At 74.5% G+C, this 21,047-nt stretch carries 19 protein-coding genes; 4 read left to right on the top strand and 15 right to left on the bottom strand.

The features are described 5' to 3' along the window. Positions 1–20 precede the first annotated feature (20 nt). Positions 21–731 carry a helix-turn-helix domain-containing protein gene (locus ACWD01_RS35145; protein ID WP_451167755.1) on the bottom strand — a complete coding sequence of 237 codons (711 nt, stop codon included), beginning with the start codon at positions 729–731 and terminating at the stop codon, positions 21–23. Between the two features lie 140 nt (positions 732–871). After that, positions 872–1,153, bottom strand: a complete 282-nt coding sequence (locus ACWD01_RS35140) for a metal-sensitive transcriptional regulator (RefSeq protein WP_451167754.1) — start codon at positions 1,151–1,153, stop codon at positions 872–874. Positions 1,154–1,281: 128 nt separating this feature from the next. On the opposite strand from ACWD01_RS35140, the gene ACWD01_RS35135 reads away from it, so the two are divergent. Then, on the top strand, positions 1,282–1,848 hold the full coding sequence (locus tag ACWD01_RS35135) for a rhodanese-like domain-containing protein (protein WP_451167752.1): 567 nt from the start codon (positions 1,282–1,284) through the stop codon (positions 1,846–1,848). A gap of 116 nt (positions 1,849–1,964) precedes the next feature. Continuing rightward, entirely contained in the window at positions 1,965–2,561 is a 597-nt protein-coding gene (locus ACWD01_RS35130) for a CBS domain-containing protein (RefSeq protein WP_451167750.1), read from the top strand. Positions 2,562–2,586: 25 nt separating this feature from the next. Here the strand turns inward: ACWD01_RS35130 and ACWD01_RS35125 are convergent, their stop codons facing one another. The 3 genes from ACWD01_RS35125 to ACWD01_RS35115 form a co-directional block, all read right to left on the bottom strand. Then, complete coding sequence (locus tag ACWD01_RS35125; RefSeq protein ID WP_451167748.1) at positions 2,587–5,004, bottom strand: glycoside hydrolase family 65 protein; 2,418 nt, start codon at positions 5,002–5,004, stop codon at positions 2,587–2,589. 2 nt (positions 5,005–5,006) lie between these two features. Continuing rightward, the gene (locus ACWD01_RS35120; RefSeq protein WP_451167746.1) at positions 5,007–5,798 is read right to left on the bottom strand and encodes an HAD family hydrolase; all 792 of its coding nucleotides are present in this window, start codon (positions 5,796–5,798) and stop codon (positions 5,007–5,009) included. A gap of 291 nt (positions 5,799–6,089) precedes the next feature. Further along, positions 6,090–6,386 (bottom strand): dsRBD fold-containing protein, encoded by a 297-nt coding sequence (locus tag ACWD01_RS35115; RefSeq protein ID WP_451167744.1) that lies wholly within the window; start codon positions 6,384–6,386, stop codon positions 6,090–6,092. Between the two features lie 147 nt (positions 6,387–6,533). Here ACWD01_RS35115 and ACWD01_RS35110 point away from each other — a divergent pair, with 147 nt between their 5' ends. Beyond that, positions 6,534–7,406, top strand: a complete 873-nt coding sequence (locus ACWD01_RS35110) for a universal stress protein (RefSeq protein ID WP_451167743.1) — start codon at positions 6,534–6,536, stop codon at positions 7,404–7,406. A gap of 399 nt (positions 7,407–7,805) precedes the next feature. Here the strand turns inward: ACWD01_RS35110 and ACWD01_RS35105 are convergent, their stop codons facing one another. The 10 genes from ACWD01_RS35105 to ACWD01_RS35060 form a co-directional block, all read right to left on the bottom strand. Continuing rightward, on the bottom strand, positions 7,806–9,632 hold the full coding sequence (locus tag ACWD01_RS35105) for a SpoIIE family protein phosphatase (protein ID WP_451167742.1): 1,827 nt from the start codon (positions 9,630–9,632) through the stop codon (positions 7,806–7,808). Positions 9,633–9,793: 161 nt separating this feature from the next. Beyond that, entirely contained in the window at positions 9,794–11,491 is a 1,698-nt protein-coding gene (gene ptsP, locus ACWD01_RS35100) for a phosphoenolpyruvate--protein phosphotransferase (RefSeq protein ID WP_451167740.1), read from the bottom strand. After that, complete coding sequence (locus ACWD01_RS35095) at positions 11,488–11,766, bottom strand: HPr family phosphocarrier protein (protein ID WP_451167738.1); 279 nt, start codon at positions 11,764–11,766, stop codon at positions 11,488–11,490. Before ACWD01_RS35095 ends, ptsP begins: the two co-directional genes overlap by 4 nt. A 139-nt stretch (positions 11,767–11,905) precedes the next feature. Further along, the gene (locus tag ACWD01_RS35090) at positions 11,906–13,900 is read right to left on the bottom strand and encodes a PTS fructose transporter subunit IIABC (protein WP_451167737.1); all 1,995 of its coding nucleotides are present in this window, start codon (positions 13,898–13,900) and stop codon (positions 11,906–11,908) included. Positions 13,901–14,009: 109 nt separating this feature from the next. Continuing rightward, positions 14,010–14,957, bottom strand: a complete 948-nt coding sequence (pfkB, locus tag ACWD01_RS35085) for a 1-phosphofructokinase (protein ID WP_451167735.1) — start codon at positions 14,955–14,957, stop codon at positions 14,010–14,012. Further along, positions 14,954–15,715: a DeoR/GlpR family DNA-binding transcription regulator gene (locus ACWD01_RS35080; RefSeq protein ID WP_451167733.1), complete on the bottom strand. Its 762-nt coding sequence runs from the start codon at positions 15,713–15,715 to the stop codon at positions 14,954–14,956. The genes pfkB and ACWD01_RS35080 overlap by 4 nt, the downstream gene beginning before the upstream one ends. Before the next feature lie 128 nt (positions 15,716–15,843). After that, complete coding sequence (locus ACWD01_RS35075; protein ID WP_451167731.1) at positions 15,844–16,272, bottom strand: DMT family transporter; 429 nt, start codon at positions 16,270–16,272, stop codon at positions 15,844–15,846. A gap of 443 nt (positions 16,273–16,715) precedes the next feature. Beyond that, positions 16,716–17,528 (bottom strand): SDR family NAD(P)-dependent oxidoreductase, encoded by an 813-nt coding sequence (locus tag ACWD01_RS35070; protein ID WP_451167729.1) that lies wholly within the window; start codon positions 17,526–17,528, stop codon positions 16,716–16,718. A gap of 15 nt (positions 17,529–17,543) precedes the next feature. Beyond that, the gene (locus ACWD01_RS35065; RefSeq protein WP_451167727.1) at positions 17,544–18,035 is read right to left on the bottom strand and encodes a hypothetical protein; all 492 of its coding nucleotides are present in this window, start codon (positions 18,033–18,035) and stop codon (positions 17,544–17,546) included. Continuing rightward, complete coding sequence (locus ACWD01_RS35060) at positions 18,032–20,521, bottom strand: molybdopterin oxidoreductase family protein (protein ID WP_451167725.1); 2,490 nt, start codon at positions 20,519–20,521, stop codon at positions 18,032–18,034. Before ACWD01_RS35060 ends, ACWD01_RS35065 begins: the two co-directional genes overlap by 4 nt. A 239-nt stretch (positions 20,522–20,760) precedes the next feature. Between ACWD01_RS35060 and ACWD01_RS35055 the strand changes: the two genes are divergently transcribed. Next, the coding region (locus tag ACWD01_RS35055) for a cbb3-type cytochrome c oxidase subunit I (protein ID WP_451167723.1) at positions 20,761–21,047 on the top strand (287 nt) is incomplete at its 3' end.

The raw sequence follows: 21,047 nt of genomic DNA, 5'->3' as shown, positions 1-21,047 counted from the left end.
GACGTCGAACCGCGTGTCACTCAGTGCCGCAGGCCCTGCCCCGGTGCTCCGCGTACGAGGATCCGGCGTCCCGTCAGCCGCTCGGGGGTCAGCACGATCCACAGATCGCGCTCCCCGCCCGCCCACGGTGCGCTGTACGCCTGGCTCTCCAGCTTGGAGACGCCCTCGTCGTCGGTGACCGCACGGGCGGTGCCGACCGCCAGCACGCTCCAGCCCTGGCTGAACGCGTCGTCGATGTGGTCCACCTCGAAGGCGGTCTCGGTGCCCGCCGCCTCTGCCGGGACGGCGGCCGGTGACGTACGGAAGGCGATCCGCCCCTCGGACACCAGGTAGTTGACCGGGAGGATGGCGGGGCCCTCCCCGGTGACGACGGCGACCCGGCCCACGCCGTGCGTGCCCAGCAGGGCCCAGCACTGGTCCTGGCCGAGCTCCGCCAGTTCCGGGCGCTCGCCGGCCATGCCGATGCCGGGGGCCAGCTCCGCGCCGCCGCCGGTCAGGGCGGTGACGGTCGTCTCCAGGGCGTCCGCCAGCCGCAGCAGGAAGCCCATGCCGGGCGTGGCGGTCTTCTCCTCGAGGTACTCGATGTATCCGGGTGCGGAGCCGGCGCGCAGGGCGACGTCCTCCCGGGAGAGCCCGAGCTGCTGGCGGCGGGTGGCCACCCGTCGGCCGATGTCCCCCTTGGGGTGCCCGGGACCGAGCGAGCCGTGTCCGGTCTGCGGTTCTTCGGGCATGGCGGGCACCTTTCCCGTGTCGGTCCGCCGGCTGCGGCGAGGCGCGGTCTCGCCGCGCACGTTCACGGTAGCCAGCGGGGTCCGGGACCGCACGGCGGCCGCCCGGACCCCAGTGCCCGCGCGGGACGTACCGGCGGGTGCTACGCCAGGGACAGGAAGAGCTTCTCGAGCCGGGCCCGCATCTCCTCGCGGTCGCCGCTCGCGACCGTGTCCGGGTCGGTGAGGCAGTGCTGCAGACCCGTGGCGATGATGGCGAAACCGGCCCGGTCCAGGGCGCGCGACGCCGCCGCCAGCTGGGTCACCACGTCCTCGCAGTCCCGCCCCTCCTCGATCATCCTGACGACTCCCGCGATCTGCCCCTGCGCCCTGCGCAGCCGGTTCACCACGGCCGTCAGTTCCTCCGCCGCCATCGCCAGTTCCACGGGACCACTCCTTATGCCGTCATACCCCGCCGGGTATCCTACGGAAGGGATGTCGCCCAAGCACCGAAACCGGCGTACAACGGCCGGAAACAGCCCCGACGGACCCGACAGGAATTGGAGCGTCCCGCGTGAGCACTCCCACCGCCCTCGCCCCCGCCCAGGCACACGCCCGGCTGCACGAGCTGACCGTCATCGACGTGCGCACCCCGGGTGAGTACGCCTCCGGTCATCTGCCCGGCGCCCACAACGTCCCGCTGGACCACCTCGCCGCGGCGCTGCCCGCGCTGAGGGCAGCGGCCGGCCGGGGCGGCCTGCTCGTGGTCTGCGCGTCCGGGGCCCGCTCGGCCACGGCCTGCGCCACGCTCGCCGCGCACGGCATCGCCGCCGCCACGCTGACCGGCGGCACGTCCGCCTGGGCACGGCTGGGCCACGACGTGCACCGCCCGGCCGGCGGCCGGGCCGTGTGGGCGATGGAGCGGCAGGTCCGCTTCGCGGCCGGGTCACTGGTGCTGGCCGGGCTCGCCCTCGGACGGCGCCGGTCCGCTGCCCGTCTGCTCTCCGCCGGCGTCGCCGGCGGTCTGGTGTTCTCCGCGCTCACGGACACCTGCGGCATGGCCAAGGTGCTCGCGAAGCTTCCGCACAACCGGCCCCGGCCCGCGGACCTCGACGCCACCCTCGCCGCACTGTCCGGATGACCCGGCGTCCTCGGGCGCCGGCCGGCCGCGGTGCGGCGTCCTGTGCCGGGGCGCGCCAGACTTGTCGCAGCAGCAGACCACCGGCGGCGCCCTGCCGGGAAGGGACCCGATCCGCGATGAGACACCGCAGCGTGGCCGACCTCATGACTCCGCAGGCCGTCGCCGTCCAGCCCGGCACCACCTTCAAGGAGATCGCCCGGCTGCTGGACGAGTACGGCATCACCGCCGTGCCCGTCGTCGACGACGCCCGGCACCCGATCGGCGTCGTCTCCGAGGCCGACCTGCTGCGCAGGCACACTTCCGGTGACGAGGGCGAGACGGCCGGTGAGCTGATGACGAGCCCGGCCGTGGTCGCGGGGCCCGAGTGGAGCGCCGTCCGGGCGGCCAGGGTGATGGAGGAGCGGCGCGTCAAGCGGCTGCCCGTGGTCGACGGCGGCGGGGTCCTCATCGGCGTGGTCAGCCGCAGCGATCTGCTGCAGCTGTTCCTGCGGCGGGACCGGTCCATCCAGGAGGAGATCGTGGAGGACGTCCTCGCCGGCACGCTCGGCGTCTCCCCGGCCGCGGTCACGGTCGAGGTGGCGGACGGCAGGGTCACGCTCAGCGGGATGCTGCCCCGGCGCAGCCTGGTGCCGGTCGTCGTGCGGCTCTGCGAGAGCGTGGACGGCACGGTGACGGTGGTGGACCGGCTGTCCTTCGAGCACGACGACACCTGAGGGTCCAGGGCGGTCCGGCGCCCCGTCAGGGCAGCGGCTGATGCCCGTGGTCGGGCAGCATCAGCAGCCGCGAACCGCCGGGCTCCACCGACACCGTCCGGTCGCCGAGACGCACCTCGATGGGCGCCTCGTCGGACGCGGGCACGCCGATGTGCAGCTCCCCGGGCCGCATCCGCACCCGTACGCCCCAGTGGCCGTGGTAGCGGATCGAGAAGCCGTACTCGGCCAGCTGCGGGGAGTGCACCGGGTCGAACCAGAGCGCCCCGCCCCGGGTCTCCATCCCGGTCAGGCCACGCTGGATCAGGTCGAGGGTGCCCGCCATCGCGCCGAGGTGCACCCCCTCCGCCGTGGTGCCGCCCTGGAGGTCGGCGATGTCGCCCTCCAAGGCTTCGCGGACGTACGTCCACGCGTCCTCGCGCCGCACCCGCGCCAGCACCCAGCCGTGGACCAGTCCGCTCAGCGTCGAGCCGTGGCTGGTGCGCTTCAGGTAGTAGTCCACGGTCCGGTGCCACATCTCGTCGTCGAACGCGTAGCCCAGCCGCCGGAAAAGACCGCCCAGTTCGGCCGACGAGAAGAGATAGCCGAGCATCAGCACGTCGGCCTGTTTCGGCGCCTGATAGCGGTTGACGGTGTCGTCCTCCGCCTCCAGGACGCGGTCGAGGCGGCGGATGTCCCCGTGCCGGGCGCGCAGGCCGTCCCAGTCGAGCTCCTCCAGGTCCTCGTAGCCGTGGAACTGGCTGATGACTCCGTCGTGGAAGGGCACGTACAGCCGGCGTGACACGTCCTCCCAGCGGGCGAGTTCGCCGCGGTCCAGGCCGGTGCGCTCGGCGAGCTCGCGGCGGCGCGGCTCGGGCAGTTCGCGCACCACCTCCAGGGCGCGGGCCAGCACCCAGGCCGCGGTCACGTTGGTGTACGCGTTGTCGTCGAGGCCGGGCGCCCCGGAGTCCGGATACGCCTCGTGGTACTCGTCGGGGCCGACCACGCCCCGGATGCGGTAGCGCCCGAACTCCTCGTCGAACGACGCGAAGCCGGCCCAGAAGCGCGCGATCTGCGTCAGCATCTCCGCGCCCTTGGTGTGCAGGAACTCCGTGTCGCCGCTCGCCTCGCAGTACTGCCACACGTTGTAGGCGATCGCGGAGCCGACGTGGTGCTGGAGCCTCGAGTGGTCCGGCAGCCAGCGGCCCGACCGCGGGTTGAGGTGCAGCACCTGCGTCTCCTCGCGGCCGTCGCTGCCGCTCTGCCACGGATACATGGCGCCCTGGTGCCCGGCGTCGCGGGCCAGGCCGCGCGCCTGTTCCAGCCGGCGGTAGCGGTACATCAGCAGCGCGCGGGACACCTCGGGGAAGTGCAAATTCAGATACGGCAGGACGAAGAGCTCGTCCCAGAAGATGTGGCCCCGGTACGCCTCCCCGTGCAGCCCCCTGGCAGGGACGCCCACGTCGAGGTCGGCGGTGTGCGGCGAGAGCGTCTGCAGGACGTGGAAGAGGTGCAGCCGCAGGATGCTCCCCGCCTCCCCCGGCACGTCGAGCTCGCCCCTGCGCCACAGTTGGCGCCATGCCGTGCGGTGGCTCTCCAGCAGGGCCTCGAAGCCGGGCGCCCGGCCGACCCGGTCGAGGGCCGCGTGCAGCGGGTCGCTGATGGCGGGGTCCCGCGAGGTGTGCAGGGCGACGGTCTTGTCGACGGTACGGGCGGTGCCGGCGGTCAGCGCGAGCCGCATGACCTGCACGGCGCGCAGGGGCTCGTGGGCGGTGTGGGCCCGTTCCTCCTCCGCGGGATCGTCGGCGACCGTCCGGGCGGCCATGCCGATCCGGATGTCGGACGTCGTGGTACGGCAGCGCAGCCACATCGTGTCGGGCTCGCCGTCTCCGGCGTTGACGTGGACCAGATGGCTGCCGTTGAGGTCCCGGTAACGGGCCACGCCGCTGTTGGTGACCGAGCCGTCGAGCGCGGCCTCCACGTCGAGGTCCCCCGACCAGCCCTCCGCCGTGAACTGGGTGCGCAGCACGGCGAGATGAGGGTCGGCCATGTGGACCAGGCGGACCTGCCGGACGTGGAGGACGCGGCCGTCCTCCGCGGCGTAGCGCAGGGTGCGCTCGAGGGTGCCGGCGCGCAGGTCGAGGCTCTGGCGGTGTTCGGTCAGGGCCGTGCTGTCCGGGGTGAACCAGGGCGCGTCGCCGACGCCGGTGTGCATCCGGAAGCGCAGCGGGAGCCAGTTGGGGAGGTTGACCATGTCCTCGTTCTCGACCTGGCGGCCCGCGACGGTCGACGTGAGGCGGTTGTAGCAGCCCGCGGCGTACGTGCCGGGGTAGTGCGTGGCGTCGGCGGCGCACTCGGGGGCGGCCCCGCGGGTGGCGAAGTAGCCGTTGCCGAGCGTGCAGAGCGCCTCGCGCAGCCGCTCACGGGCGGGGTCGTATCCCTCGTACGTCCAGATCCACTCGTGCATCCTCAGTCCTCGGTGTCGCTTGCGGCGGGTGGGGAGCCGGGGCCGTCCGGCAGCAGTTCGGCGAGGTCCCGGACGACGAGGTCGGCGCCGTGTTCGAGCAGGGCGGTCCCCGTACCGGGGCCCGCCGTGCGGTCGACGCCGATCACCAGGGCGAAGCCGCCGCGTCTGCCCGCCTCGACGCCGGCCAGGGCGTCCTCGACGACCGCGGCGCGGTGCGCGGGGACGCCGAGCCGGCGGGCGGCCTCCAGGAACAGTGCGGGCTCCGGCTTGCCGGGAAGTCCCAGCCGGGCGGCCTCCGCGCCGTCGACCAGCGTGTCCAGCCAGGGCAGCACCCCGGCGACGGTGAGCAGCTCCCGCGCGTGGCGGGAGGCGGACACGGCCGCCAGCGGGACGGAACGCTCCCGCAGCAGCTTCAGCAGCCGCACGGTCCCCGGGTACGGCTCGATCCCGCGCTCGCGCAGCCGCGCAGTGAACAGCTCCTCCTTGTACGCCGCGACGGCCCCGACGGTGTCCGTGCCCGGCACGTCGTCGGGGCTGCCCGGCGGCAGCCGCAGACCGCGCGAGGCGAGGAACGCGGCGGCGCCGTCCTGGCGGGACCGGCCGTCGACATGGCGGAGGTAGTCGTCCTGGATGTCGAACGGACGGCGGGCGGCCGGGTCGTCGGGCGGATGGGCGCGCAGACAGGCGTCGAACGCCGTTTTCCACGCGGCGGCGTGGACCCGGGCGGAGTCGGTGATGACGCCGTCGGTGTCGAGGACGACGGCGTCGACACCGCGCCAGCCGGCCGGGGTCACCGGTGGAGGTCGGAGTCGCCGCCGTGGTCCGGCGGTGCGGGGCCAACGCTCGCGGTCATGTCGGTCCTCCCTCGTCGGCGGTCCTCCCCGGTCGGCGGTGCGCGCCGGCCGGGGCTGCGTCGTGCGACCGGCGCGGCACGGCGGGCGGTGGCGCGCGACCGCCGGCGGCCGGTCCGTGGTCGTGCGATCCGCGGTCGGCGCCGGGCGATCGGGCGATCGGGCCACGCGATCAGGATGGCCGCGTACCCCGCCCTCTGCGCGTCGAAGCGCCGGGAGGGCCGCGGGCCGGTGTCAGGGGGTCCTGTACGGCATGACCGACCCGGGGGCGGGCGGCTCGGCCGGGCCCGCGCCCATCGCTTCGAGTTCGCGGTCGGCGGTCCGCATCAGCTTCTGGGCGAGACTGCGCATCGCCCGCCCGGCGGCAAGGTCGTCACCGATCTCGGGGACGTCCACGTCCTCGGGGCTGCAGTGCGCGGTCCCGTGCCCGGTGAGGGTCGTGGTGCCGGTGTCCAGCACCGCCTTGGCCTGCGTCGTACCGTCCTCCTCCGAGAGGAACAGTCCGACCTTCCACTCCTGCGTTCTCTTCATGGCGTGCTCCCGCCGTGTCGGAGGTCCTGATTCCAGGATCCGCCCCGCCCGGTGTGTCCGGCACCATGAAGATGGCAGCGCCGGTGACCGGCTCGTCCCGACCCGGCCCGGCGGCATCAGGCGGCGCAGCACCAGGGAGGCGTTCCGATGGATCGCGCGATCGTGGCAGGGGTGGACGGTTCGGCGGAGAGCCTGGCCGCGGCGGACTGGGCCGGCGCCGAGGCGGAGCGGCGCGGGCTGCCGCTGCGTCTGGTGCACGCCTGGCTCTGGCAGCCGATCGATGTGCCCCTGGTGCAGGACCGGGAGACGCAGGCGCGCTCGGCAGATGCCGTGCTGCGGGACGCGGCGACGAGGGTCAGCGGGCGCCGTCCCGACCTGGCCGTGACGTCGCAGATCGTGGCGGACACGCCGGTGCCCGCGCTCCTCGGCGCCGCTGCCGAGGCCGAGATGCTGGTGCTCGGCTCGCGCGGCCACGGCGCCCTCGTCGGATTCCTGCTCGGCTCCTACGGGCAGCAGGTGATCGCCGCCGCGACCCGTCCGGTGGTCGCGGTCCGGGCGCCCGCACAGGACGAGCCGGACGACGGCACCGGGCAGGTGGTGGTGGGCCAGCAGGGCAGCGCGGACGAGAGCCGGGAGGTCCTCGGCTTCGCCTTCACGGCGGCGGCCGCCAGGGGCGCGACCGTCCGCGCCGTACGGGCCTGGAGCCTGCCGCCGGCGTACGCCTACGGCTCGGGCGCGCTGCGGCTCGCCGACGAGGCCGGCGGGCTGGAGCCGTACGAGAAGCAGGTCCTGGCCGAGGCTCTGGAGCCGTGGCGGCGGCGGTTCCCGGACGTGCCGGTGGTCGAGCACGTGGAGATCGGGAGCGCCGGGCAGGTGCTGCTGTCGGCGTCGCCCGCCGCCGAACTGCTGGTGGTGGGGCGGCGGGTGCGCCGCTCCCCCGTCGGCACGCGGATCGGCTCCGTCGCGCACGCGGCGCTCCACCACGCGCCGTGCCCGGTCGCGGTCGTCCCGCACGACTGACGGGCGGACGGGGCCCGGTCTCAGGGCGGGCCGCACGGCGCGTCGCCGTGCGGGGGCGGTGGCCCCGAAGGACAGGTGGCGGCGGGCGGCGGGGCGACGGTCGGCGCCGGGGTGTCGGGCGTTGCGGAGGCGGTGGGCGTTCCCGGGTCGGTGGGTGCCGCGGAACGGGAGGGCGCCGGCTCGGTGGCGGTGGGGCCGGGGGTGGAGGCAACCGTGGGCTCACCGGTGCCGGACGGCCCGGCGGGCGGGGCCGTGGCGGAGGGGGCCGGGAGCGGGGCTGCCGTGCCGCCCGGCGTAGTGGGGGCCGCCCGGTGCGCGGCAGGCGCCGGGGACGCGGCCGGCGGAGGCGCCACCGGTCGTGGGACCGGCCGGCTCGCCGGGCGAGGCGCGCTTTTCCGGTTACTCGCCGTCGACCGACGTGTCCCGTACCGGGCTGTCCTCCACCTGCGATCCGGGGGCGGCACGGTCGGCGGCGGCCGGGTTGTGCACCCGCAGCGGCGGGGGCGGGTCGCCGTCCTTGCCCTCGCCCCACGCCGGGATGCGCAGGGCGAGCATGGCGACGTCGTCGCCGCTGGGTCTGATACGGGCGAGCAGTTCGTCGCAGAAGTCCTCCACCCCCCGGCCGGCGAGGGCGGCCGCGTGGCGCCGCAGTTGGGCGAGGCCCACATCGATCGAACGGTGGCGGCTCTCGACGAGGCCGTCGGTGTAGAGCAGCAGCGTGGAGCGTGCGGGCAGCGCCTCGCGGGCGTCCGGCCAGCGAAGGCCCAGATGCAGGGCCGATTCCATGCCGAGCAGGGGGCCGTGCCCCTGATCGAGGAAGCGGGCGTGCCCGTCGGACGTCACCAGCAGCGGCGGCGGGTGGCCGGCGTTGACCCAGTGCAGCTCCCACGGGCCGCCTTCCGGCCCCTCGATCCGGGCGAAGACGGCGGTGGCCATGGGCGCGTCACTGGTGTGGGTCATGGCATCGTCCAGGCGGCGCATGATGAGGCTCGGCGGCTCCTGGCGGTCCCAGGCCAGGGCCCGGAGCATGTTGCGCACCTCGGCCATGTGGGCCGCGGCCTGCAGGTCGTGGCCCACGACGTCGCCGATGACCATCGTGGTGACGCCGTCGGCCAGGAGGAACGAGTCGTACCAGTCGCCGCCTACCTCCGCGGCGCTCTGGGCGGGCTGGTAGCGGGCGGCCATCTGCAGATGGTCGACCTGGGGCAGCGGGGTGAGCAGTTGGCGCTGCATGGTCTCCGCCACATGCCGTTGCCGGTCGAACAGCCGGGCGTTGTCCAGCACCAGCCCGGCGCGGCGGCCGATGTCGGCCAGTACGAGGATCTCGGCCTCCGTCCACGGCCGGCGTTCCCCGGTGCGGCCGACGGTGAGCGCGCCGAAGACCTGGCGGCGGGTGCTCAGCGGCACGACGACGGCCGAGTGCCCGCCGAGCCGGTCGAAGAGTTCCCGGTGCGCGGGCGCGAGCGGCGGCTCCCCGGCCCGGGGCGGGTCGGCGTCCAGCCGCAGCGGCCGGCTCCCCCGCATCACCCGCACCAGTGCCGACGACGACGGGGTCCGGGCCAGCGGCGGCAGCGGGCCGAGGAGGTCGTCCGCCCCGCCCGCCCCGCCCGTGGTCCGTACGGCGATCCGCTCCATGTCCTGCGCCTGGTCCTGGTGGCGCAGGTCGACGGCCGCCCAGTCGGCCAGGTCCGGCACCAGCAGGCGGACCATCCGGTGCAGCATCTTGGGGACGTCCATGGTGGAGCTGAGCACCGCGGAGATCTCGGCGACCATGGTCAGCCGCTCCGTGAGCTCCTCCAGTGCCGCGAGGTGCGTCGCCCGCTGCTCGGCGGCCTCCCGGTGCAGGCTGAAGTCGTGGAAGACGATCACCGCGCCGTCCACCCGCCCGTGCCGCGTCAAGGGAGTCGCGGCCCAGATGATCGGGACGGTGGTGCCGTCGGCCCGGAGGTAGAACTCGTCGCTGCCCTCGGCCGGACGCCCGGTGCTGATCACCGGGAGGACACGGCACTCCTCCCGGGGGATCCGTCTGCCGTCGGCCTGGCGGTGCAGCAGATCGTGCGCGTCCTGGCCGAGGATCTGTTCCTCGGCCCGTCCGACGAGTCGCCGGGCCCACGGGTTGGAGGCCGTCACCCGTCCGGTGGTGTCGGTGACGAAGAGCCCGGCGCCCATGCTTTCGAACACGGCGCACAGGAAGTCCGGCTCCCGCTGCCGGTCAGCGGCGTTCAACGGCTCCACCATCCCTGTGGCCGCCCTCTGGTCCTGGTCCGCGACGGCGACGGCCCGTGCTCCACGGTCCTCTCGTCATGCTCGCACCGTTGGCCGCGGTGTGCTGCTCCGGACTCAGCGGTGGGCGGCGGGGGCCCGTGCGGGGCGCGCCCCGGGCCGGGTCAGGCAGCCGCCGTCTCCCGTACGGCTTCCCGCACGGCCTCGTGGGCCGTCGCCGCGTCGGGGGCGGCGAGTGCGAGCCCGGCGAGCCTGCGGCAGTCGTCCAGGGTGTACGCCGCCAGCGACGCCCGGACGTCGGCGAGGCAGCCCGGCGCGGCCGACAGGCTGGTGACGCCCAGGCCGACGAGGATCAGGGCGAGCAGCGGGTCCGCGGCGGCCTCGCCGCACACCCCGACGGGCCTGTCCCGGTCGGCTCCCGCCTCGGCGGTCGTCCGTACGAGTTCGAGCAGGGCCGGCTGCCAGGGGTCGAGGAGTCCGGCCAGAGCGCCCAGGGTGCGGTCGGCGGCGAACGCGTACTGGGCCAGGTCGTTGGTCCCGATGCTGAGGAAGTCGCACTGTCGCGCGAGGTCCCCGGCGCGCAGTGCCGCGGCGGGCACCTCGACCATGGCGCCGGCGGTCCGCAGCCCGTGGGCCTTCGCCCGTTCGGCGAAGTCGGCGGCCTCGGCGGGCACCGAGACCATCGGCGCCATCACCCATACGTCGGCGTCGGCGCCCCGCGCCGCTGCGGCGATCGCGGCGAGCTGCGTCTCGAGGAGCTGCGGGTCCCGGCGCGCAGTGCGCAGGCCGCGCACACCGAGCGCCGGGTTCTGCTCGTCGGCCGCGGTGGCGAACGGCAGCGGCTTGTCGGCCCCGGCGTCCAGGGTCCGTACGACGACCCGGCGGCCGGCGAAGGCGGCGAACACCTCGCGGTAGGCGGCCGTCTGCTCCTCACCGGTGGGGGCCTGTTCGCGGTCGAGGTAGAGGAATTCCGTACGGAACAGCCCGACGCCCTCGCTGTCGGCCGCCGCGGCGGCGGGCAGTTCCTGCGGCGCGCCCAGGTTGACCAGCAGTTTGACCGGGTGGCCGTCGGCCGTGCGCCCGGGGCCGGCGGCCCGGGCCGAGAGGCGGCGCCGGTGCTCGTCGCGTGCGGCGGCCGCCGCGACGGTGTCCGGGTCCGGGTCGGGGACGACCGTACCCGTGACGCCGTCGACGAGGACCGGTGTCCCGTCCGTGAGCGCGGCGGCGTCGGCGCAGCCGACGACCGCGGGCAGGCCGAGGATCTTCGCCAGGATCGCGGTGTGGCTGGTGGGTCCGCCGCGCTCGGTGACCAGGGCGAGGACCTTGGCCGGGTCGAGGAGGGCGGTGTCGGCGGGCGCGAGGTCGTCGGCGACGAGGACGTACGGCCGGCCGGGGTCGGGCAGACCGGGCATCGGGAGTCCGAGGACGTGGGCCACGGCGCGGTCGCGCAGGTCGTCGAGGTCGGCGACGCGTTCGGCGAAGTAGCCGCCCGCCGCTTCGAGGGACGAGCGGAAGGTGCGGAACGCCCCGTCCAGCGCGTGGGCGGCGTCGACCCCGCCGAGGACGAGGTCCGCGACCTGGTCCGCGAGGGTCGGGTCGGCGGCCATCATGGCCTGCGCGGACAGGACGGCGCCCGCTTCGCCGCCGGCGGCGGCCGCCCGCTCCTCCATGTCGGCGGCGACCCAGGCCAGCGCCCCGCGCGCCGCCGCGGCCTCCGCGGGTGCGTCGGCCGGCGCCACGGTGCGCGCCGGCGGCAGGGCGGACGGGGGCGCCATGCGGGCGACGGGCCCGGCGGCGCTGCCGCCCCCGGTGCCGATGCCGTGCAGCACGGGGGTGCTCGTGGTGGTGGTGCCGGTCGTCACCGCTGCTCCTGGGCGTCGAGGTCGGCCGCGGCCAGCGTGGCCAGTTCGTCGAGGGCGGCCTCGGCGCCGTCGCCCTCGGCGGACAGCACCAGCGGGTCGCCGTGCTTGGCGCCGAGGGCGAGCACGGACAGCAGGCTGCGGGCGTCGACCGGGGTCCCTCCGTCGCGGGCGACGGTCACCCGGACCGGCTGGCGGGCGGCGGCCTGGACGAAGACGGAGGCGGGCCGGGCGTGCAGTCCGGAACGGGAGCCGATGACGACGGTGCGCTGTGGCATGGGGATGACACTCCTACGGGGAGGGGGAGGACGAGGCTGCCGGTGGGTGGGGGTCCGCGGTGGCCGGCACGGCACCGGGCCGGCGGGCGGCAGGTGGCCGGGTCCGGCCCGGGGTCGCGCCCCGGGCCGGACCGGCCGGTCAGGCGGCGGCGGGGACCTTGACGTCCGCGGCCGCGTCGGTGGTGGCGGGGGTGGTCACGGCCGCGGTCTCCGGCTTGCGGTGGCTCTTGAGCAGGACCACCAGGGCGGCGGTGACCGCCGTGCCGGCCGCGACGGCGAGCAGGAAGAGCAGCGGCTGTCCGATCAGGGGGACGACGAAGACGCCGCCGTGCGGAGCGCGCAGCGTGGCGCCGAACGCCATGGACAGGGCGCCGGTGACGGCTCCGCCGGCCATCGCGGACGGGATCACGCGCAGCGGGTCGGCCGCGGCGAACGGGATGGCGCCCTCGCTGATGAAGGAGGCGCCGAGGACCCAGGCGGCCTTGCCGTTGTCCCGCTCGGTCTTGGTGAACAGCTTCCCGCGGACGGTCGTCGCCAGGGCCATGCCCAGCGGCGGGACCATGCCCGCCGCCATGACGGCGGCCATGACCTTGAGGCTGCCCTCGGTGGGGGCCGCGAGGCCGCCGACGGCGAAGGCGTAGGCCACCTTGTTGACCGGGCCGCCGAGGTCGAAGCACATCATGAGGCCGAGCAGGACGCCCAGCAGGACGGCGTTGCCGCCGGACAGGCCGCTCAGCCAGTCGGTCATGGCCTTCTGGAGGGAGGCGATGGGCTTGCCGACGACGACGAACATCAGGAATCCGACGACGGCGGAGGAGATCAGCGGGATCACCACCACCGGCATCACACCGCGCAGCACGGCGGGGACGCGTACGCGCTGGATGGCCTTCACCACCGCGCCCGCGATGAGGCCGGCGGCGAGTCCGCCGAGGAAGCCCGCCTCGATGGTGACCGCGAGCGCGCCGCCGACGAAGCCCGGCACGAGGCCCGGCCGGTCGGCCATGCCGTAGGCGATGTATCCGGCGAGTACAGGGACCAGGAAGCCGAACGCGGCTCCGCCGATCTGGAACATCAGCGCCGCCCAGCTCGCGGCCTCCCCCCATACGAAGTGCTCGGCGACGGACGGGGCGCTGTTGATCTCGTAGCCGCCGATGGCGAAGGCGAGGGCGATGAGCAGCCCGCCCGCGGCGACGAACGGCACCATGTAACTGACGCCGGTCATGAGCCACTTGCGCAGCCGCGTGCCGAAGTGGTCGCCCGGGGCGCCGGTGTCCATGGGCGCCGGGCCGGCCGCCGCGACGGTCGTCTCGCCGCGTTCCGCCCTGCCGCGTACGTCGGCGATGAGTGCGGCGGGCCGGTTGATCGCGGCCTTGACCCCGACGTCGACGGTGGGCTTGCCGGCGAACCGGTCCTTCTCCCTGACCTCGACGTCGTGGGCGAGGACCACACCGTCCGCGGCGGCGATGACAGCGGGGTCGAGGCGGGTGAATCCGGCGGAGCCCTGTGTCTCGACGACGAGTTCGACGCCCGCCGCCTCGCCGGCCTTCTGCAGGGCCTCGGCGGCCATGTAGGTGTGGGCGATCCCGGTGGGGCAGGAGGTGACGGCCACGATCCGGAAGGGCGCGGCGGGGGCCGGCGAGGTGTCCCCCGGGGCCTCGGCGGCCTCGGGTCCGCCCGCGTCCTCGGCGGGGGCCTCGTCCCCGCGGACGAGGGCCGCGACGGCCGCCGGGTCGCGCTCGGCGCGGAGCGCTGCGGTGAACTCCGGGTCCATGAGCCGCCGGGCCAGCGACGACAGGATCGTCAGATGGTCGTCGTCGGCGCCGGCCGGCGCGGCTATCAGGAAGATCAGGTCGGCCGGCCCGTCGGGGGCGCCGAAGTCGATGCCCGAGGGACTGCGGCCGAAGGCGAGCGTCGGGGCGGTGACGTGCTCGCTGCGGCAGTGCGGAATGCCGATGCCGCCGTCGAGCCCGGTGGGCATCTGGGCCTCGCGTGCCGCCACGTCGGCGAGGAAGCCGTCGATGTCGGTGACACGTCCGGCGGCGACCATCCGTTCGGCGAGGGACCGCGCGGCGGCTTGCTTGGTCTCGGCGGACAGGTCGACGTCGACCAGTCCTGCGGTGATCAACTCACTCATCACGCGGCTCCTTGCTCGCGAACCGCCGCGGGGGCGGTGGTGGGACATGGTGGTGCGGCACCCGTCGGGCCCTGGTCCGTCCGGGCCGGGCCGGGCCCGGGGAGGGCGGTCATGACGCCGGCTCCCCGAGGACGTGGTCGAGGGGGACGGACTCGGTGACCGTCACCGCCGCCGGGTCCAGGTCGGCCGGTGACGGCATGACGCTGCCCGGCAGCTGGACGGCGGCGGTGCCGTGGGCGACGGCGGCGGCGAGGGCGGCGGGGCCGCTGCCGCCGGCGGCGAGGAAGCCGGCGAGGGAGGCGTCTCCGGCACCGACGTTGCTGCGGACCGCCGCGGCAGGCGCGTGTCCGAACCAGGTGCCGGTGTCGTCGACGAGCAACTGGCCGTCGGCTCCCAGACTGGCCAGGACCGCCCGGGCTCCCCGCTCGCGCAGCTCCTCCGCCGCCTTGACGGCGTCGCCGACGGTGGCGAGGGGGCGGCCGACGGCTTCCGCGAGCTCCTCCGCGTTGGGCTTGACCACGTCGGGCCGCTCCTGCAGCGCGGCGGTCAGGGCGGCGCCCGAGGTGTCCAGGGCGACCCGGGCGCCGGCCCGGTGGAGGCGCGCCACCAGCTCGGCGTACCACTCGGGGCGCAGCCCGCGCGGCAGGCTGCCGCAGCAGGCGATCCAGTCCGCGTCGGCGGAGCGGGTCCGTACGGCCTCCAGCAGCGCCTCGGCCTCCGCGGCGGCGAGGTCGGGGCCGGCCGCGTTGACCTTGGTGAGGGTGCCGTCGGGTTCGACGAGCGTGATGTTGACGCGGGTGGAGCCGGCGACGGGTACGCCGGCGGCCTCGATGCCGTGCTCCCCGAGCAGCCGGTCGAGCAGCGCGCCCTCGGGGCCGCCGAGCGGCACGACGGCCACGGTGCGGTGGCCGGCGGCGGCGACCGCGCGGGACACGTTGACGCCCTTGCCGCCGGGATCGACGCGGTCCCGGGCGGCGCGCAGCACGGCTCCGCGGTCCAGGGACGGCAGCTCGTAGGTGCGGTCCAGGCTCGGGTTCGGGGTGATGGTGAGGATCATGCGCGGACGACCTCCGTGCCCTGCGCCTCGATGGCGCGGGCGTCGTCGGGCGCGAGGCCCGTGTCGGTGATCAGCAGGTCCACGTCCGCGAGCTCGCCGAAGCGGGCGAAGTGCTGCTGCCCGAACTTGGCGGAGTCGGCCAGCAGCACGACCCTGCGGGCGGCGCCGACGACGGCCCGCTTGACCGCGGCCTCCGCCAGGTCGGGCGTGGTCAGGCCGCCGTCGAGGGAGAACCCGTTGGTGGCGAGGAAGACGACATCGGCCTTGATCTCCGCGTACGCGCGCAGCGCCCAGGCGTCGACGGCGGCCCGGGTGCGGTGCCGCACCCGGCCTCCCACGAGGTGGAGGGCGATGCCCGGGTGGTCGGCGAGGCGGGCGGCGACGGGCAGCGCGTGGGTGACGACGGTCAGCGCCGAGTCCACCGGGAGGCCCGCGGCCAGCCGGGCGGCCGTCGTGCCTGCGTCCAGGATGACGCTGCCGTCGACGGGGAGCTCGGCGAGTGCGGCGCGCGCGATGCGCTCCTTCTCATCGGCCGCGACGGCGTCGCGCTCGGCGAGGTCGGGCTCGAAGTCGAGGTGTCCGACCGGGATGGCGCCGCCGTGCACCCGCCGCACCAGCCCCGCGCGGTCGAGGGCCTTGAGGTCGCGCCGCACGGTTTCCGCGGTGACCTGGAACTCCTCGGCGAGTGACAGCACATCCACCCGACCGCTGTCGCGGGCCAGGCGCATGATCTCCTGCTGACGCTCCGCTGCGAACATGTGGTTTTACATCCGTTTCCATGACCGAGTCTGTGGTTTTCTTGGATGCTACGCCCGCGTCGCGGAGAAGTAAACAGATCCAGGCATGCAAACGGACAGAAACAGGCCGGCCCGCTCCGGCGCACTCGTCACCACTTCTCCTCGCCGCCCGGGTCCTTCACCAGCAGCGGCGACCGCGACAGCCCGACGCAACCGGCGACCAGCAGGCCGAGCGCCACCACTTCGAACGGGGTACGCCAGCCCAGCTGCAACCGCTCGTCGAAGAGCACCACCCCCAGCACCACGCTCAGCAGCGCGTCTCCCAGGGTGAGCGCCGGCTGCGACGCGGCCAGCGAGCCCGCCCGCAGCGTCACCTGGAGAAGCACGAAGCTCCCGAGGCCGACGCCCACGGCCGCGTACGGCTGCCAGGTCGCCAGTACCCCGCCGAGGCCGTCCGGCAGCCGGCCGAACGCGTCCTTCAGCAGCGCCGCGGTGCAGGCGAACCCGATCGAGGTCGCGGTGCCCAGCACCGCGGCGCGCGCCGGCGACGGCAGCCGACGCCCAGCCTGTCGATTCACCGACCCGGTGCCCGCCGACAGCGGCACCGGGCCCACCGATTCACCCGATCGGCCCCTGAGGTCCGGGCAGGCCCCGGGCCCGGTACCGCGCTTCGCGCGGTGGCCTCAATCTCCCCCCACGGCCTGGCGGCCGTGGGTGGTACCCCCAGGCCGGGCTTCATGTGCCTGGCCACCCCAGCCTCGCCGGCGCCCCAGGCCCCAGGTCCGGCACGGAACCGGGCACATCCAGCCCCGCCGGCGATTGAGGCGCGGGGTTCGGGGCAGCGCCCCGACAAGACCGGCCACACCCAGCCCCGCCGGCGATTGAGTCACAGGGCTCGGGGCAGCGCCCCGACAAGACCGGCCACACCCAGCCCCGCCGGCGATTGAGGCGCGGGGGGTTCGGGGCGGAGCCCCCGAGACGCCGCGCGGAGCGGGGTGCCGGGCCCGCGCCGCGCACCCGCTCAGCCGAAGCGTTCCGCGAGGCGTCGGAACACCACCGGCACCGCCCCGTGAATACGGGCCGGCAGCCACAGCCACCGCGGGATGAAGATCTCCTCCGTGGGACGCCCCACCACCGCCCGCCAGACCGCGTCCGCCACCCGCCCGGCCGGGACCGGCCTCGGGCGGGTACGGCGGTAGGGAGCGCCGCGGCGCTCGAAGAAGGGCGTGTCGACGACGCCCGGCAGCACCAGGCAGATCTCCACGCCGGTGCCCCGCAGCTCGTAGCGCAGGCTCTCGGCGAAGACGCCCAGCGCCGCCTTGACCGCCGAGTACACCGCTTCGTCCGCGACGCCCACGGCTCCGGCGAGGGAGCCCATCAGCGCGATCCGCCCTCTGCCCCGGGCGATCATCCGCGGCAGCAGCCCGCGCACCAGGTACACCACGGACGCCAGGTCGACGGCGAGCACCTCGTCGATCGCCGCGGGCGGTATGGCGGTGAAGGGGCCGGCCCAGCCGACGCCCGCCGCCGCGACCAGGACGTCCACCTGTCCGGCGGAGTCGAGGGCCGTACGGGCGAGGTGCGCGGCCCCGCCGGGGTCGGCCAGGTCGGCCGGGAGCGCGGCGCCGCCGGTGCGGCTCGCCACTTCGTCGAGGCGCGCCTTGTCGCGTCCGTGGAGCAGCAGGCGCCAGCCCGGCGCGGCGGCGAAGCGGTCGGCGACGGCCGCGCCGATCCCCGAGGAGGCGCCGGTGATCAGTACCACCGGGGCTTCCGGTCTTCTCGTCGGTTCCTCGGGCGCGGCGGGCGCGGCGAACACCCCGGGCGTCACAGGCATCGCGGGCCCCTCGAATCACAGGCCGGTCAGAAGCTGCGGCGAAATGTTCTTGATCATGGTGTTGGTCCACCGCATCTGCCGGAGCGTCTGCGGATGGCACGCGGAGGCGAGCTCCAGCAGCCGGGTTTCCTTGGAGGCCTGTGCGGCCTGGGCGAGCATCTCCCAGTACAGGGAGTTCTCGGACGCGTCCAGATGCAGGTCGCGCAGGTCGCGCAGGAGCAGCAGGCCCGGCTCGGGACGGTGCCCGACGGCCCGCGCCGCCTTCTGCCGCACCATCGCCAGCAGCGCCTGCGGCGGCTTCGACCGGGGCTCGTCGAGTTCGAGACCGTATGCGCGGCCGGTGTCGGCCAGCCGCTCCACATGGTCCCGTGACCAGCCGGCGATGTCCTTGGCGACGTGGTGGACCTCGTGCTCGGTGCGGTGGCGGTCGGCGACCGCGAGGAGTTCCCCGGCGAGGTGCCGCTCACCGTGGTGGAGGACCCGCAGGGCGAGGGTGATGCCGTTCATCGTGAGCCGCCTTCCCGCGAGGCCCGGTCCTCGTCCGTCGTCTGGTGTACGCGGGCGTCCGGCCCGCCTTCCGTCGCGGGTACGCCGGAGCCGGGTCCGGGCTCGGAGGCGGTGGTGGTGGGGGCCGGTGAGGGTTTCCCGTCGGACTTCTCGACGAGGGTGAGCGCGGCGGCGGAGGTCTTGAACAGCGGCTGCTTGGAGGCCGGGTCCCAGTCGGTGACGGTCGTCTCGTTGGCGGCGCGCCCGGGTGTCCCGGCGTCGGGCCCTGAGCCGCCGGGCGTGTCCCAGTAGCCGTAGTGGAAGGGCACGAACAGCGTGCCCTTCCGCAGACCGGTGACGCGCAGCCGGCCCCGCAGGGAGCCGCGCGGCGAGGAGACCTCGACGAGGTCGCCCTCCGCGAGGTCCCGCGCGGCGGCGTCGGCCTCGGAGATCTCCACCCACACGTCGGGGGCCGCGGCGTTCAGCTGTGGTACGCGGCCGGTCTTGGTGCGGGTGTGGAAGTGGTAGACGGTGCGCCCGGTCGTCAGCTGGAAGGGGTGGTCCGTGCTCGGGGCCTCGTGCAGCGGCATGAATCCGGCCGCCTTGAGCATCGCCTTGCCGTCCGGATTGAGGGAGCGGTACTCGACGACGCTGCTGGACGCGCCGGTCACCAGGTCCTTGCCGTAGTTCTCGCAAGTGTCGGGGTGGGCCCAGCTGATGCCTTCGGTGTAGAGGCGCGGTGTGCCGTCCGGGGCTTCGTCGTTGCAGGGCCACTGGATGCCGCTCGCCCCGCGCAGCCGGCCGTAGGTGAGGCCCGTGTAGTCGCACGGCCGGCCGGCGCTGCAGCGCTTCCACGCCTCGAACGCCGACTCGGGGTCGGTCCAGTGGACCAGCGGTCCCCCGTCCTTGTCGCGGAAGTCCATGCGGGTGGCGTAGTCCAGGAAGATGTCCAGGTCCGGTCGTGCCTCGCCCGGCGGCTCCACGGCCTTGTCGGACAGGTGCACCGTGCGGTCCGCGTTGGTGAACGTGCCGGTCTTCTCGCCCCAGGTCGCCGCGGGCAGGACGACGTCCGCGAGCTGTGCCGTCTCGGTGAGGAACAGGTCCTGCACCACGGTGAACAGCCGTTTCTGGGACAGGATCGAGCGGATGCGGGACAGTTCGGGGAGGGAGACGGCCGGGTTGGTGCCGCTGATCCACAGCATGCGGATCGAGCCCTGTTCGGCGTAGCGGAACATCTGCATGGCGTGGGTGGGCGGGGCGTAGTGCGGGATCGTGGTGGGTTCGACGTTCCACACCTTCGCCAGGTCGGCCACGTGCTGGTCGTTCTCCCAGTTGCGGAAGCCCGGCAGGTCGCCGTTGGCGCCGCATTCGCGGGTGTTCTGGGCGGTGGGCTGACCGTTCATCTGGAGCAGGCCGGCGCCCGGCCGTCCGAGCATGCCGCGGATGAGATGCAGGTTGTTGATCTGGACGGCGGCGGCGGTGGCCTGGTGGGACTGGTAGACGCCCTGGAGCACCGTGGAGAGCAGCCGGTCGGCGGTGCCGACGACCTCGGCCGCCTCGACGATCTGCCGGGCGGGGACGTCGCAGATGGCGGACGCCCACTCCGCGGTGCAGTCCTTGACCCGGTCGGCGAGTTCCTCGAAGCCGACGGTGTGCGCCTCGATGTACGCGTGGTCGACCCGGTCGTGACGGATCGTCTCGTGCAGCAGGGCGTTCAGCAGCGCCACGTTCGTGCCGACGCGCGGGGCCAGGTGGACCGTCGCGCTGCGGGCCACCCGCGTGGGCCGGGGGTCGACGCACACCAGCCGCGGCGGGTCGGCGCCCTCCAGCCGGTCGAGGATGCGCATCCACTGCACGGGCTGCGTCTCCGCGAGGTTGTGGCCGAAGAGGGCGATGACGTCGGCGTGGTCGATGTCGTCGTAGGTGCCGGGCTGGCCGTCGCAGCCGAAGGACTCCTTGAGCGCCTCCGCGGCGGTGGAGGTGCACAGGCGAGTGTTGCCGTCCAGGTGGTTGGTGCCGATGCCGGCCCGGGCGAGCACCGCGAGCGTGTAGTACTCCTCCAGGAACAGCTGGCCCGAGGTGTAGAAACCGATGGAGCCGGGGCCCTGTTCGCCGAGGAGTTCGCGTGAGCGGGAGACGACGCGGCCCATCGCGGTGTCCCAGTCGGTCTCCACCAGCCGCCCGCCCTCACGGACCAGGGGCCTGGTCAGCCGGTCGGGCGAGGCGCCTGCCTGCCAGGCGAACAGGTCCTTGGGCCCGAGCCTGCCGCGGTTGACCCGGTCGATCGCCCGTCCGCGTACGCCGACCATGCGGCCGCCTCGTACGGCGACGTCCATGGCGTCCCCGTCCGAGTGAAGAATCGAGGCGGTCTGGACCCACCGTTCCACGTCGTCCGCCGACACCCCGTCACCCAGGTGGGTGTCCACCCGCGTCGGCCACTGCCCGTGCCGTGCGTAGGGGGTACGGCCTCCCCAGGGCTGGGCGATCCGGTCCACCGAAGGATCCACCTCGTACCTCCCGTGCCAGGTCGCCGGTACCGGGCGCACCGACCGCACAGAGGTACCCGGCATCCGGAACTCGTAACGCCGGACCCGGGGAAGTGCGTCACCCGGACGGCGGATGTCGTGGACCGCCCGTAAGGCCCCACCCATATACATTGCACCGGTATAGGTCATAGGGGTCGCCGCCTGTGGGTGCATCTGCGCCTGAAGCAGCGCAGAAGGCACCCGAACGTACGGGAGTTCGTGTGGCATCTGAGTCAGGTCCTCGCCTCGACGTGCAGTCGGAGGACGCATACGAGAACGAGCTGCCGGTGCAGCGCAGGCGGCCCGGCAATGTCGTGATCAAGTGGCTGACGACCACCGACCACAAGACGATCGGCACGCTGTATCTCACCACCTCGTTCGGCTTCTTCATCATCGGCGGTGTGATGGCGCTGTTCATGCGCGCCGAGCTGGCCCGGCCGGGCACGCAGATCATGTCGAACGAGCAGTTCAACCAGGCGTTCACGATGCACGGCACGATCATGCTGCT

The organism is Streptomyces sp. NPDC002835 (assembly GCF_053591995.1).
This window is presented reverse-complemented; position numbering and strand designations above follow the sequence as displayed.